The organism is Lentzea albida, assembly GCF_900111005.1.
GTDB classification, from domain to species: Bacteria; Actinomycetota; Actinomycetes; order Mycobacteriales; family Pseudonocardiaceae; genus Lentzea; species Lentzea albida.
Window position 1 is genome coordinate 43,751 of record NZ_FOFV01000020.1, and the last position, 13,665, is coordinate 57,415.

General features: G+C 70.7%; 14 protein-coding genes. 7 read left to right on the forward strand and 7 right to left on the reverse strand.

Annotated features, from left to right (window positions below):
• Positions 1 to 87 precede the first annotated feature (87 nt).
• Positions 88 to 339: a DUF3039 domain-containing protein gene (locus BMY74_RS36295; protein WP_089923999.1), complete on the reverse strand. Its 252-nt coding sequence runs from the start codon at positions 337 to 339 to the stop codon at positions 88 to 90.
• Between the two features lie 31 nt (positions 340 to 370).
• Here BMY74_RS36295 and BMY74_RS36300 point away from each other — a divergent pair, with 31 nt between their 5' ends.
• Together BMY74_RS36300 and BMY74_RS36305 are read left to right on the forward strand one after the other, a co-directional pair.
• Entirely contained in the window at positions 371 to 1,273 is a 903-nt protein-coding gene (locus tag BMY74_RS36300; protein ID WP_089924005.1) for a pseudouridine-5'-phosphate glycosidase, read from the forward strand.
• Positions 1,270 to 2,148 (forward strand): carbohydrate kinase family protein, encoded by an 879-nt coding sequence (locus BMY74_RS36305; protein ID WP_089924009.1) that lies wholly within the window; start codon positions 1,270 to 1,272, stop codon positions 2,146 to 2,148. The genes BMY74_RS36300 and BMY74_RS36305 overlap by 4 nt, the downstream gene beginning before the upstream one ends.
• Positions 2,149 to 2,157: 9 nt before the next feature.
• Here BMY74_RS36305 and BMY74_RS36310 read toward each other — a convergent pair whose 3' ends face one another.
• Positions 2,158 to 2,472, reverse strand: coding sequence for a DUF3099 domain-containing protein (locus tag BMY74_RS36310; protein WP_089924014.1), 315 nt, complete (start codon positions 2,470 to 2,472; stop codon positions 2,158 to 2,160).
• Between the two features lie 77 nt (positions 2,473 to 2,549).
• On the opposite strand from BMY74_RS36310, the gene BMY74_RS36315 reads away from it, so the two are divergent.
• The 5 genes from BMY74_RS36315 (at position 2,550) to BMY74_RS36335 (ending at position 9,117) form a co-directional block, all read left to right on the forward strand.
• Positions 2,550 to 4,034 carry a PucR family transcriptional regulator gene (locus tag BMY74_RS36315; protein ID WP_089924017.1) on the forward strand — a complete coding sequence of 495 codons (1,485 nt, stop codon included), beginning with the start codon at positions 2,550 to 2,552 and terminating at the stop codon, positions 4,032 to 4,034.
• A 28-nt stretch (positions 4,035 to 4,062) separates the two neighbouring features.
• The gene (locus BMY74_RS36320; RefSeq protein ID WP_089924021.1) at positions 4,063 to 5,532 is read left to right on the forward strand and encodes a DUF7782 domain-containing protein; all 1,470 of its coding nucleotides are present in this window, start codon (positions 4,063 to 4,065) and stop codon (positions 5,530 to 5,532) included.
• Positions 5,529 to 5,954 carry a D-aminoacyl-tRNA deacylase gene (gene dtd, locus BMY74_RS36325; RefSeq protein ID WP_089924024.1) on the forward strand — a complete coding sequence of 142 codons (426 nt, stop codon included), beginning with the start codon at positions 5,529 to 5,531 and terminating at the stop codon, positions 5,952 to 5,954. Before BMY74_RS36320 ends, dtd begins: the two co-directional genes overlap by 4 nt.
• 268 nt (positions 5,955 to 6,222) lie before the next feature.
• Positions 6,223 to 7,212 (forward strand): sigma-70 family RNA polymerase sigma factor, encoded by a 990-nt coding sequence (locus tag BMY74_RS36330; protein WP_089924027.1) that lies wholly within the window; start codon positions 6,223 to 6,225, stop codon positions 7,210 to 7,212.
• A 240-nt stretch (positions 7,213 to 7,452) separates the two neighbouring features.
• Positions 7,453 to 9,117: a fumarate hydratase gene (locus BMY74_RS36335; protein ID WP_425434888.1), complete on the forward strand. Its 1,665-nt coding sequence runs from the start codon at positions 7,453 to 7,455 to the stop codon at positions 9,115 to 9,117.
• Positions 9,118 to 9,222: 105 nt separating this feature from the next.
• On the opposite strand, the gene BMY74_RS36340 is transcribed toward BMY74_RS36335, so the two are convergent.
• The 5 genes from BMY74_RS36340 to BMY74_RS36365 form a co-directional block, all read right to left on the reverse strand.
• Positions 9,223 to 10,029 (reverse strand): alpha/beta fold hydrolase, encoded by an 807-nt coding sequence (locus BMY74_RS36340; protein WP_089924030.1) that lies wholly within the window; start codon positions 10,027 to 10,029, stop codon positions 9,223 to 9,225.
• Between the two features lie 10 nt (positions 10,030 to 10,039).
• Positions 10,040 to 10,570 carry a hypothetical protein gene (locus tag BMY74_RS44450; RefSeq protein WP_143091849.1) on the reverse strand — a complete coding sequence of 177 codons (531 nt, stop codon included), beginning with the start codon at positions 10,568 to 10,570 and terminating at the stop codon, positions 10,040 to 10,042.
• A 171-nt stretch (positions 10,571 to 10,741) separates the two neighbouring features.
• The gene (locus BMY74_RS36355; RefSeq protein WP_089924042.1) at positions 10,742 to 11,224 is read right to left on the reverse strand and encodes a hypothetical protein; all 483 of its coding nucleotides are present in this window, start codon (positions 11,222 to 11,224) and stop codon (positions 10,742 to 10,744) included.
• Positions 11,225 to 11,277: 53 nt separating this feature from the next.
• Entirely contained in the window at positions 11,278 to 12,408 is a 1,131-nt protein-coding gene (locus BMY74_RS36360; protein WP_089924046.1) for a hypothetical protein, read from the reverse strand.
• The gene (locus BMY74_RS36365) at positions 12,402 to 13,661 is read right to left on the reverse strand and encodes a glucarate dehydratase family protein (protein ID WP_089924049.1); all 1,260 of its coding nucleotides are present in this window, start codon (positions 13,659 to 13,661) and stop codon (positions 12,402 to 12,404) included. Before BMY74_RS36365 ends, BMY74_RS36360 begins: the two co-directional genes overlap by 7 nt.
• Between the last annotated feature and the right edge of the window lie 4 nt (positions 13,662 to 13,665).

Genomic DNA, 13,665 nt, shown 5'->3' on the forward strand with positions numbered 1-13,665 from the left:
CGACAGCGAACTGAGACAGCCGCGCCCGGTGCCTCGAGTCAGGTCGAGGCACCGGGCGCGGCCGTCGGTGCGGTTCTGGGGTGTGGCTCAGTCGCCGTCGCCGCCGGGCGGCAGGCTCTCGTAGATCTTCTTGCAGTCCGGGCACACCGGGGAACCGGGCTTCGGTGACCGCGTGACCGGGAAGACCTCGCCGCACAGCGCGACCACGTGCGTGCCCATCACGGCGCTCTCAGCGATCTTCGCCTTGCGCACGTAGTGGAACATCTTCGGGGTGTCGTCCGAAGACTGGTCGGTCTCGTCCGGTCGTACGTCGACCTCGGGGAGAGTCTGGGTGCTCACGCGCCCAGGGTACCTGGGATGATGTCCCCTCGTGACCACGCTGCAGATCGCTGACGAAGTTGCCGCCGCCCTGGCCGAGAACCGGCCGGTCGTCGCTCTCGAGAGCACCATCCTGTCCCACGGCCTGCCCGCGCCGCGCAACCTGACCGTCGCCGCGCGCCTCGAGAAGGTGGTGCGGGAGGCCGGTGCCGTTCCCGCCACGATCGCCGTGCTCGACGGTGTGCCGCACATCGGGCTCTCCTCGGCCCAGCTCGACCGCGTCTGCACCTCCGGCGACCTCGTGAAGCTGTCGTTGCGCGACCTCGGGGCCGCGTACGCGCTGGGTCGCAGCGGCGCGACGACCGTGGCGTCGACCACGGCGCTCGCCCACCAGGCGGGCATCCGGGTGTTCGCGACCGGTGGTCTCGGAGGGGTGCACCGCGGGGCGCGCGAGACGTGGGACGTGTCCGCCGACCTCGACGTCGTGGCGACGACGCCGGTGCTGATCGTCTGCTCGGGCGTGAAGTCGATCCTCGACATGGGCGCGACGCTGGAGGTCCTCGAGACCCGGTCGGTGCCGGTCGTGGGCTACCAGACGTCCCGCTTCCCGGCCTTCTACCGCCGCGAGTCGGAGTTCGACGTGCCGTGGCGCGTGGAGAACCCGGCCGAGGCCGCCGCCGTGTTCGCGGCCGGTGGTCGCGGCATGCTGCTGGTGAACCCGATCCCCGCCGCGTTCGAGATGGACGCGGGCCTGCACGACCGGCTGCTCGCCGAGGGCCTGCAGAAGCTGGTCGACCAGGACGTGCGCGGCAAGGACGTCAGCCCCGTCCTGCTCGAGCACTTCCACACCGCGAGTGAGGGCGTCAGCCTCGACGCCAACGAGGAACTGGTCGTCAACAACGCCTCCGTGGCCGCCGCCACCGCAGTCGCGCTCTCCGGTGAGCTGGCCCGATGAGGCCTGTGGTCGTCGTCGGGGACGCGGGCCTCGACGTGGTGGCCCGCCACTCCGGCCCCATCGCCCACGGCGGTGACGTGCGCGCGAAGGTCACCATCGAGCCGGGCGGCGCCGGCGCGAACACGGCCGTGTGGCTGGCCGCGTGCGGTGCGTCCCCGGTCCTGGTCGCCCGCGTGGGCGCCGACTCGGCGGGCCGCCAGGTGCACGCCGAACTGACCTCCGCGGGCGTGCAGTGCGCGTTCGCGGTCGACCCCGACCTCGCGACCTGCTGCGTCGTGGTGCTCGTGGACGACGACGGCCAGCGCTCGATGCTCCCCGACCGGGGCGCCAACGCCCGCTTCTCCCCCGCCGACCTCGACCCCGGCCTGCTCGCGGGCACCGGCGGCCACCTGCACCTGTCCGGTTACGTGCTGCTCGACGCGACTTCGCGTCCCGCGGGTCTCGCCGTGCTGCGGGCGGCCCACGAGGCGGGCTGGACGACGTCCGTGGACCCCCAGGCGGCCGTGCTGATCCACTCGGCCGAGGCGTTCCTGGAGGACGTGCGCGGTGTCGACTTCCTGCTGCCCAACGCCGACGAGCTGCTCGCGTTGACGGGCTCCTCCGAACCGGCCTCGGCGAAGTCGCTGCTGTCGCACGTCGGTGTCGTGGTGGTGACGTCGGGACCCGACGGCGCGACGTGGGTGGACGAGGACGAGCTCATCTCGGTCCCCGCTGAAGTCACCGAGTGCGTCGACTCAACGGGCGCGGGCGACGCCTTCGACGCGGGTTTCCTCGCGGCGTGGCTGGACGGCGCGTCCAAGCGCGACGCGCTCCTCGGCGGCGTGCGGGCGGGCTCGCGCGCGGTCGGCGTCGTCGGAGCGCAACCGCCGCGATAGGCGGAAGGGCTAGCCGTCGATGACGGTCGTGCTCTTCTGCGTGATGGCGCGGCGCTCGACCTCGTAGCGGTTCGCCTTCTCGGTCTTGCGCGGCGGCCGGTCGTTCGCGATCAGCACGGCCATCCACGGCAGCGGGACCGACAGGACGATGAAGAACAGGGCGAGCCACCAGGTGTGCGCGAACAGAGCCGCGAGGATGAGGCACGGGAAGCGCAGACTCATCATGATCGCGTACTTCTTGCGCCGGGCGGCGTGCTGTTCTTCGTAGGACGGGGCCGCCTCGGTGATCAACACCGGGGTGTCGTTCCGGTCGGGACTGCTCACGACACCACCTCCAGGTGTTCCATGGTCCCACGTCCGAGTGAGGGCGGGGACAGCCGGTCGGCGGTTAACATCCGCGAGTGGTCGCCCTTGATCGGCTCGTGGACGTGCTCGGCAGCCTGGGCACGCATCTGGCCTGCGCACCGAGGGGCCGCGACGCCGAACTCCGCGGTGTCGCCCTGCACGACCCGGCGGAGAACACCCCGGCGGCCGCGGGCGACGTGCTCCTCGGTCTGGGCACGCCCTCGGTCGCCGCGGCCGCGCGCCTGGTGTCGTCCACCGCGGCCTCCGCCGTCGTCCTGCACGGCAGGCCGCCGCTCGACGAACGGGTGGTCGCCGCGGCCAAGAAGTCCGGCGCGGCCGTGCTGCTCGTCGACCCGTCGGTGCCGTGGAGCCAGCTCGCGAACGTCACGCAGACGCTGGTCAACGGCGGTACGCGCACGGGCGACCTGTTCGGGCTGGCCGACGTCATCGCGGGTGTGGTCGGCGGGCCGGTGACGATCGAGGACCAGCAGTCCCGCGTGCTCGCCTACTCCTACCGGCAGGAGGACGTCGACCCCGTCCGCGTGCAGACCATCCTCGGGCGGCGGGTGCCGGAGGAAGCGCGGCGGGCGCTGGACGAGTTCGGGGTGTTCACGCACCTCGCGTCGTCGGACGAACCGATCTTCGTGCCCAAGCTGACCCCTCAGCTGGGCAACCGGCTCGTCGCCGCCGTGCGCGCCGGCCGCGAGCTGCTCGGATCGGTGTGGGTCGAGGTGACCGGGCCGGTGGACCCGGCCCGCAGCGCCGCGTTGGTCGACGGCGCGCGCACGGCGGCGTTGCACCTGCTGCGGTCGCGGGCGTCGACCGACCTCGAACGCCAGGCCGAGGCGGATCTGGTGATCAGGCTGCTGGAGCACCCGGAGTCCGCCGACGTCGCCCGCCTCGGGTTGCCGTCGGCCGACCTGCGGGTGATCGCGGTGCAGGCCCACGCGGGTGAGGGCGAGCACGGCGCCGCGGTCCTCGCGTTCCAGCGCGCCACGGCCGGCTTCGGCTGGTCGCGGCCGGGGCGGAGCGCGTTGTTCGGCAACGTCCTCTACACCGTCATCCCCGCCGCCGACGACGCCGTCGCGTGGGTGCGGTCGCTGGTGCGCGAACTGCCCGCCGAGGCGGAGGTGGTGGCGGGCATCGGCGGACCGGCCGAGGCGGCGCAGCTGCCGACGTCACGGCAGGAGGCCGACGAATGCCTCGCGCTCTCCACGGGTGTACCGGTTGTATACGACGACGCGTGGGCGCAGGTGCTGCTCCACCGGCTCGCCGCCGTCGCGGACGCGGGACGCCTCCCGACCCGTGGCCCGATATCCAATATATTGCGCTACGACGCCGAGTACGGGACGCAGTACGCGACGACGTTGAGGGCGTGGCTCGCGGCCCAGGGTGACGTGCGGGCGGCGGCGAAGGAGCTCAACGTGCACCCGAACACGCTGCGGTACCGGATGCAGAAGATGGCCGAGGTGACCCCGCTCCCCCTCGACGACCCGGACCAGCGGCTCGCGATGGCCATCGCCCTCCGCGTCACGCGATGAACCCGGGGGCGTGAAAGCATCTCCTCCCGTGCACCCCGATCTTTCTGCAGACCTGTGCGCCCGTCTGCGCGAGGCCTTCCTGAACACCGGTTACACCGCTGACGGCGTCGTCGACGCCCTCGGCCCCCAGGCCCACGCCGCACTCGGCCGCGGCGAGCCGGAGCCCGCGCGCCGCGCCAGCGAGGACGCCGGGTCGCTCGGCACGCTGATCCGCCTGTTCCTGCTCGGCGACGAGGAGCCGGAGAAGGACGTCCGCGCCGCGCTGGCGGGCGTCGACGTCGACGACGCCGTCAAGAACGAGATCGTCGCCGCCGGCCGGACCTCGGGGGACTTCCGGGCCGGGCTCGACGTCAGGCCGTACGAGGACAACTGGTGGGTCATCGCCGACCTCGACTCCGACGTGCGCGGCGGCGCCGTCCCCGAGGACCACGTGCTCGGCGTCGGCCACGCGTCCATCAGCCTCGCCCGCGCGACGAAGCGCACCCCGGTCGGCACGCTGCTCGACCTCGGCACCGGGTGCGGCGTGCAGGCGCTGCACGCCAGCACGCACGCCGAGCGCATCACCGCGACCGACCTGTCCGAGCGCGCGCTGAAGCTCGCCCAGGGCACGTTCCGCATCAACGAGCTCGACGTCGAGACGCTGCAGGGCGAGTGGTTCGGCCCGGTCCGCAACCGGCGGTTCGACCAGGTCGTGTGCAACCCGCCGTTCGTCGTCGGCCCGCCGCGCGTCGACTTCGTCTACCGCGACTCCGGCCTCGGTGGTGACGACGCGTCGGCGCTGGTCATCCGGCAGCTGCCCGCGTTCCTCAACGAGGGCGGCGTCGGTCAGCTGCTCGCGTCCTGGGTGCACCGCAGGGGCGAGGACTGGGAGGAGCGTGTCTCCAGCTGGCTGCCCAGGGGCGGCATCGACGCGTGGTTCGTGCAGCGCGACATCGCCGAGCCCGCCCTGTACGTCGGCACGTGGCTCAAGGACGCGGGCGTCGACCCGCGCAGCCCCGAGGGCCGCCAGAAGGCCGCGGCGTGGCTCGACTGGTTCGAGGAGAACGACGTCCAGGGCGTCGGCTTCGGTTACGTGACACTCCGTCGCACCGATGAGATGCACTCACAGGTCATCTGCGAAGACCTGCGCCACGCCTACGACGACCCGCTGGGCCCGGAGGCGGCGCGCTGGCTCGACAACGTCGCGTGGCTCCGCGCGAACCCCGACCTGCTCGGTCAGCGGTTCCGGGTCGCCGACACCGTGCTGCTCGAAGAGGTGTCCGAGCCGGGCGACGAGGGCTGGCGCAAGGTCGTCGCGCGCCTGCACCGCACGGACGGGCCCGGCTGGCAGCACGAGGTCGACGAGGCCACGGCGAAGCTCGTCGCGGGCTGCAACGGGGCGTTGCCGCTCGAGGACCTGCTCTCGCTGCTCGAGTTCGCTTACGGAGAAATCGACGCCGAAGCGGCCTTGCCGATCGTTCGTGATCTCATCCGGCACGGAATGTTGATTCCCGCGTGAAAGCGGTTGTGGCGCGCGTCACAGAGGCGAGTGTCGAAGTCGAGGGGAAGATCGTCGGCGCGATCGACGAGCCCGGATTGCTGGTCCTGCTCGGCGTCCACCACGACGACACCGACGACCACGCCCGCAAAATGGCGCAGAAGCTGCACGGGCTGCGCATCCTCGACGACGAGCGGTCGTGCGAGTCGACCGGTGCTCCACTGCTGGTCGTCAGCCAGTTCACCCTGTACGGGGACACGCGGAAGGGTCGCCGTCCGTCCTGGACGGCGGCCGCCCGGCCCGAGCACGCTGAACCCTTGGTGAACGCCGTGGTGCGGGAACTACGCCAAAAGGGCGCGCGCGTCGAAACGGGACGTTTCCGGGCCGAGATGAAGGTGCGGAGCGTGAACGACGGCCCGTTCACGGTGATCGTGGAGCTCTGACTAAAGGGTTCTCAGGCAGTTCTCAGATTAGTCGCGCAACCGCTGTGACAGCGGTGACGTCTTCAGGTCATGGAAGTCGGGAACGAATTCGGAATCGCGTTCGTTACCCAGGTATCAGCCAGCTAGCGATGGGATCCCGAGCGGGCCCGCCGCAACCGGCAACCAGGGCGCAGCGCCGCGCCGCCTTGACCGCCACGCGCGACTGATCGATCAGGAGCCACAGGCCTGACCGACAGCAGCGTCGCCCGCACCAGGGGGAGGGAGATCCATGACCGTCACGAGGATCTCCGACCGTGAAGTCGGAGAGAACACGCCCACCGTCGTCGAGCACGAACTCGACGCCCAGGGTCCAGCAGCTGACCTCGTTCGAGTCTACCTGAACGGAATCGGCAAGACCGCGCTCCTCACGGCCGAGGAGGAGGTGGAGCTCGCCAAGCGCATCGAGGCCGGTGTGTTCGCGCAGCACGTCATGGAGACGGCCAAGCGCCTCACCCCCACCCGTCGCGAAGAGCTGGGGGCGCTCGTCCGCGACGGCCGCCGCGCCAAGGACCACCTGCTCAAGGCGAACCTGCGTCTCGTCGTCTCCCTGGCCAAGCGCTACACCGGCCGCGGCATGCCGCTGCTGGACCTGATCCAGGAGGGGAACCTGGGTCTGATCCGCGCGGTCGAGAAGTTCGACTACACCAAGGGCTTCAAGTTCTCGACGTACGCGACGTGGTGGATCCGCCAGGCGATCACCCGCGGCATGGCCGACCAGGGCCGCACCATCCGCCTCCCCGTCCACCTCGTCGAGCAGGTGAACAAGCTCGCGCGGATCAAGCGCGACCTGCACCAGACGCTCGGCCGCGAGGCGACGAACGAGGAACTGGCGAAGGAGGCCGGCCTCAACGTCGACAAGGTCGCCGACCTGCTCGACCACGCCCGTGACCCGGTATCGCTCGACATGCCGGTCGGCACGGAGGAGGACGCGCCCCTCGGTGACTTCATCGAGGACTCGGACGCCACCGACGCCGAGAGCGCCGTCATCTCCGGGCTGCTGCAGGACGACCTGCGCCGTGTGCTCGCCACGCTGGAGCCGCGCGAGCAGGCCGTGATCCGGCTGCGCTACGGCCTCGAGGACGGCCAGCCGCGCACGCTCGACCAGATCGGCAAGCGGTTCGGCCTCTCGCGCGAGCGGGTGCGCCAGATCGAGCGCGAGGTCATGTCGAAGCTCCGCCAGGGCGAGCGGGCGGCGAAGTTGCGGGCCTACGCCTCGTAACTCACCCGTCCGGCAGTATTGACTTGTGACTCAACTCACGGCACGGTCGGGCGTTACCAGAGCCACGCGTCGCCCGTCGTGAGCCGGGAGTCGCACGCGAAGGAAGGTCGGGACGGCCGGGGGCCGCCCCGGCCTTCCGCGTTTGTGGGGTACGGAACAGCGCGGTGGTCGGGGATCACATCGGAACGCCCGTTTGATGGCGGTACGGTTTTCTGATCCGAACTGCACACCGTTGGAGTTGTGTACGACGTGCCCACCACTTTCGAGTACACCGACGTCCTGCCGCTCGCGAAGGACACCGAGACCGAGTACCGCCTCGTCACCTCCGACGGGGTGAAGCTGATCGAGGCCGGTGACCGCAAGTTCCTGGAAGTCGCGCCCGAGACGCTGACGCTGCTGGCCAAGGAAGCGATCCGCGACATCCAGCACCTGCTGCGCCCGTCGCACCTCGCCCAGCTGCGCAAGATCGTCGACGACCCCGAGGCGTCCGGCAACGACCGCTTCGTCGCCATGGACCTGCTGCGCAACGCGGCCATCTCCTCCGGCGGCGTGCTGCCGATGTGCCAGGACACCGGCACGGCGATCATCATGGGCAAGCGCTCCGAGACCGTCCTGACCGGCGGTGACGACGAGAGGGCGCTGGCCCGCGGTGTCTACGAGGCCTACCAGGAGCTCAACCTGCGCTACTCGCAGATGGCTCCCTTGACGTTCTGGGACGAGAAGAACACCGGTACGAACCTGCCCGCGCAGATCGAGGTGTTCCACAAGCCCGGCCAGGAGCCCGTGTACGAGTTCCTGTTCATGGCCAAGGGCGGTGGCAGCGCGAACAAGACGTTCCTCTACCAGGAGACGAAGGCGGTGCTGAACCCGAAGCGCCTCGCGTCGTTCCTGGACGAGAAGCTGCGTTCGCTCGGCACGGCCGCGTGCCCGCCGTACCACCTCGCCGTCGTCGTCGGCGGACTGTCCGCCGAGCAGAACCTCAAGGTCGCGAAGCTCGCCTCGGCCCGCTACCTCGACACGCTGCCGACGGAGGGCTCCGCGTCGGGCCACGCGTTCCGCGACACGGACCTGGAGCAGCAGGTCCTGGAGCTGACCCGCAACTTCGGCATCGGCGCGCAGTTCGGCGGCAAGTACTTCTGCCACGACGTGCGCGTGATCCGCCTCCCCCGCCACGGCGCGTCCCTGCCGGTCGGCATCGCGGTGTCGTGCTCGGCCGACCGCCAGGCGAAGGCCCGCATCACCGCCGACGGCGTGTTCCTGGAGCAGATGGAGCGCGACCCGGCGCAGTTCCTGCCCGAGATCGAGGGCGAGGACCTGTCCGACGAGGTCGTGAACATCGACCTGACCCGCCCGATGGCGGAGATCCGCCAGATCCTCACCAAGCTGCCGGTGAAGACCCGCGTCTCGCTGACCGGCCCGCTGGTCGTGGCGCGCGACATCGCGCACGCCAAGATCAAGGAACGCCTCGACGCCGGCGAGGACATGCCGCAGTACATGAAGGACCACCCGGTCTACTACGCCGGTCCGGCCAAGACGCCCGAGGGCTACGCCTCCGGTTCGTTCGGCCCGACCACCGCCGGCCGCATGGACTCCTACGTCGAGCAGTTCCAGGCTGCGGGCGGGTCGATGGTGATGCTCGCCAAGGGCAACCGCTCGAAGCAGGTCACCAACGCGTGTGCGACGCACGGCGGCTTCTACCTGGGCTCGATCGGCGGCCCGGCGGCCCGTCTGGCGCAGGACTGCATCCGCAAGGTCGAGGTGCTCGAGTACCCCGAACTGGGCATGGAGGCGGTCTGGAAGATCGAGGTCGAGGACTTCCCCGCGTTCGTCGTCGTCGACGACAAGGGCAACGACTTCTTCGCGGAGACGTCGACCCCGACGCTGCAGATCAGTTTCCGGCGCTGATTTCCTGGCGTTAGAACCTCTCACCCGGACCCCCGGTCGAACGGTGCGCGTGTCCGCCACCGCCCGGCCGGGGGTTTCGCATGGTTCCGGGCGCTGGGGCGCCGATCAGCGGGCCAGCAGCCAGTCGAGGCCGTCCGAGGCGTGGTCCAGGACCGAGATGTGGCCGTCGCCCGGTGTGATGCGCAGCTCCGCGCCGGGAATCCGCGAAGCCAGCCACCGGCTGTGCGACGGCGGGTTGATGCCGTCGCGGTCGCCGTGCAGCAGCAGGGTCGGCGCGGTGATGGCCGCCGGGTCGCAGCCCCACGGCGTGACGTAGGCGAGGTCGTCGTCGACGAGCGGTCCGGGACCGTCCGGCAGCGCCGACCCGGCCACCTCGCCGAGCCACGACCACGGACCGCGCAACGTGGCCAGGTCCGCCTCGGAGAACTCGTGCTCGTACTCGACGCCGGACGCCTCGTAGCGCTCCTTCTCCTCGCGACCCGCGGCGGCCGCTCTCAGGGACCCCTCGGCGGAGGAGATCATGCCGCCGAACCAGTCCAGGCCCTCCGCGGTGAAGGGCGCCAGCGGTGCGACGGCCAGGACGGCGGTCACGCGGCCGGGCAGCAGGGCGGCGCACGCGAGGGCGTGTGGTGCGCCGCCGGAGTGCCCGGCCACCGCGAACCGCTCAATGCCGAACTCGGCGGCGATATGCGATATATCAGCCGCCGCCGTTCCGACAGGCCTGTCGCCCACGGGCGTGGACCCGCCGTAACCGGGTCTGTCGTAGGAGATCCAGCGCACGCCGGGACGGAACAGCGGTCTCGGCGGCTTTCCGAGGTTGGGCGTGCCGTGGCACCAGAACACCGGCACACCCGTACCCACGTCGTATACACGCAGTACGCGGTCGCCATACGCGATGTCGACGGATTCCACGGGTGCGCTCTCAGCCGGTTTCTTCGCGGGATTCCAGCACGAGCCGGCGGTCACCGAGCGGCGCGTCCAGCCGAACGGTCAGCGGTACCTGGCGGACCTCCTGGGTGCACATGGTGCCGGGAGGCTGCTTGGTGATCGTGACCAGCGTGATCTGGACGACGTCGGCGGACTGGCCGGTGATCTCGGCGCGGGCCTCCTTGCACCCGCCGCCCACGCCGAAGACCTCGACGTCGCGGCCGTCCCCGAAGACGTAGGCCTCGTCGCGGTAGGTGTCTGACAACGATGTCGTGTCGACCTTCTCCTTCGCCACGGGCGTGACGTTCGGAGGGATGACCGGCTTCTCCTCCGAGATCGAGACCGGGGGCTGGGCCGGGGCGGTCGGGTTCGCGCCCGACGAGCCGGGGGTGCCGCTCGAACCGGGCGCGGTCGTGGCGGTGGAGGAACCGCCCTGCGAACTGGAGCCGGGCGCGCCGGACTGCGTGCCGGAAGAACAGCCGGCGAGCACGACGGCGAGAGCAACGGCAGCGACGGCGTTTCTCATGCGCACCATCCTCGCAAACCGGGACAAGAAGTCCCTGTGAAATGTCCTGCGACCTGTCCGGTCGAATATTTCGATGTCGCGGAGAAGAGGTCGAGGAGAAGAGATCGAAAAAAAAGGGGGGATGCCCGGCCGGCGGGGCAGGTGCCGGCCGGGCACCGCGGGGAGGGAGGTCTACTTCTGCTCCTGCCGCGACGTCAGCACGACCGTGCGCTCACCGAGGGGTTCGGAGAGCTGCACCGTCAGCGGGGGGAAGCGGATGTCCATGGTGCACATCTGCTTCGTCAGCGGCGTCGTCTCCAGCAGCTCGATCTTCACCGCGGACGCGCTCTGCTCCAGCACGGACGCGCTGGCCTTGCCACATCCGCCTTCCTGGCCGATGACGCCGACGGTTTTGCCGTCGCCCACAGTCCACACGGTGCGCGGCTGGTCCTCCGGCAGCGCGTTCGTGTCGAGCTTGGTCACGGGTTTGCCGTCCGGCGGAACTTCACCGGGGGACGCGTTCGGCGGTGCCTCGGGGGGCGCTTCGGAGGACGAGGTGGCGGTCGGCAGCGTCTCGCCGCCACCTGCCCCGGGCGCCGCGTTCTGCGCACTGCCACAGGCCGAGATGGCGAGGAGCAGTACGCCGGTGCCGACTACGGTTCCTATGTGCCTCATGTGAGAAGGACGGAACCGCGCTCACAACGGGTTGCAACGACTTGCTTTCACAGTTACCGGCTGACGGTGGCCACTGCTTCCCGCAACGCTTCCAAACGAGCGGCCGAAGCCAATCCTCCGTGGTAGAGGTGGAACTCCTCGACACCGGCGTCGAGGTACGCGAGCCATTCCTTCGACAGCGCGGCGCCGTCGGCGGGCTTCGGCGGCAGCCCCAGCACGTACGCCGCGATCCGGCTGTCCGGAGCCTCGGCGCGCAGGGCCTCGATGCCGGGCACGGCGACGTCCGGGCCGGGCCAGCACATGGTCGTCAGGACATCGATGTCAGCGCCGACTCCCCCGGCCACCGTCGCGAACGGCCCGGTGCCCCAGGGGTCCGCCGTCACGTGCATGCCGACCCGCACCGAGGGCGCGGCGGCACGGATCTCGCCCACGAGCCGCTGCCGCAACGACCGCACCACGCCGGTGCGCACGGCCCGGACGTCGTCCGCGAGCGCTCCCAGCGCTTCCTCGACGGCAGGAGCGCCGCGGTCGACCCCGGCCCGGACCGCGTCTCGCAGAGCATCCGGGTCGGCGTAGAGGGCGGTGCAGGCCGAGCAGAAGCACAGCGACAACAGCTTCTGCTGCACCGCGTCCCAGTCCGTGCCGTCGGTCTTCTCGTGGTGCCCGCCGTGGAAGAACCCGAGCGGCCCGCAGGCCTCCAGCACGATCCCGTCGGGGGCACCGAGCTCCAGCACCTCCGACACCAGCACCGACGTGTACTCCACGACGTCGGGCTGCGCGGTGCACAACGCGTACGGGTAGCGGTCCCCGAACGCGTTCACCACCGTCACGTCCGGGTGCAGGTCGCCGAGGCGCGAGTTGTGCGTGAGCACGGTCCACGCGTACACCGGCAGTCCGGCGGCACGGACCAGGGCGGCCGCTTCGCCGAACGAGTCCGCACCGTCCACCCAGGACGGTTCGGCGGGCACCAGGCGGCCGTACCTCTCCGGCCGCACCGGCAGGTAGAACGCCGCGTGCCGGGCGTCGACCAGGCGGTGCTCCGGGTGCAACGGCGTCGCGGCCCGCACCGTGTGGTACGACGCGGCGAGCGCGATCGCGTCGACCCCGAGCGCCTGGTACCGCGCGACGGCGTCGGGATCTCCGATCAGGTCCCACGGATAGGCGTGGACAACCGACTTCACCACCGGGGACGCTTCCTCTCGTAGCTCGGGTCGAACTTCTGCATGTAGCCCGTGTCGTCGCGAGCCGTGATGCCGCAGCGGACGTAGTTCTCCGCCAGGCGGGCCAGCGCGTCGCGGTCCAGCGACACACCGAGCCCCGGCGTCGTCGGGACCGGCACCGCGCCGTCCACGAAGGACAGCACACCGGGCTCGACGACCTCGTCGGCCGCATTCCACGGGTAGTGCGTGTCGCACGCGTAGTTGAGGTTCGGCGTCGCCGCGGCCAGGTGCGTCATCGCGGCCAGCGAGATGCCGAGGTGCGAGTTCGAGTGCATCGACAGGCCGATGCCGAACGTCTGGCAGATCATCCCCAGCTGGCGCGAGCGCTGCAGGCCGCCCCAGTAGTGGTGGTCCGACAGCAGCACCTGCACGGCGTCCTGCTCCACCGACGGCTTGAGGTGCTCGAAGGCGACCACGCACATGTTGGTGGCCAACGGCATCGGTGCCTTCGCGGCCACCTCCGCCATCCCGGAGATCTCGGAGGTCGGGTCCTCCAGGTACTCCAGCACGCCGTCGAGCTCCGCGGCCACCCTCAACGACGTCTCGACCGACCAGGCCGCGTTCGGGTCGAGCCGCAGCGGGTGGTCAGGGAACGCCTCGCGCAGCGCCCGGATCGCTTCGATCTCCTGCTCCGGCGGGAAGACACCGCCCTTGAGCTTGATCGACCCGAACCCGTACCGCGAGATCATCCTCGAGGCCTGCGCGACGATGCCCGCGGGGTCGACCGCCTCGCCCCACTCGTCCGGCTCGGCGCCGGGATGCCCGTCCCACTTGTAGAACAGGTAGGCGGAGTAGGGCACGGAGGAACGGACCGCGCCACCCAGCAGGTCGCTGACCGGACGCCCGAGCGCCTTGCCCTGGATGTCGAGGCAGGCGACCTCGAACGGCGAGTACACGCGGTCGACGGTGCTCTCCGCCGTGATCTTGCCGGTCAGGCCGTGCTTGTCCGGCCCGGCCTCACCACCCAGCGCGGCCGCCACCCGTGCGTGCATCTCGTTGAGGGCGAACACGTCCAGTCCGATGAGGGAGTCCACAACGGACCGCGAGCGCTCCAGGTGCCCGAGGTCGCCGTAGGTCTCCCCGAGACCCGAGATGCCCTCGTCGGTGTGCACCTCGACGATCGTGCGCAGCGCCCACGGCTCGTGCACGCCCGCCGAGTTCAGCAGCGGCGGGTCCCGGAACGCGATCGGTGTCAGAACGATCTCGGTGATCTTCATGCCG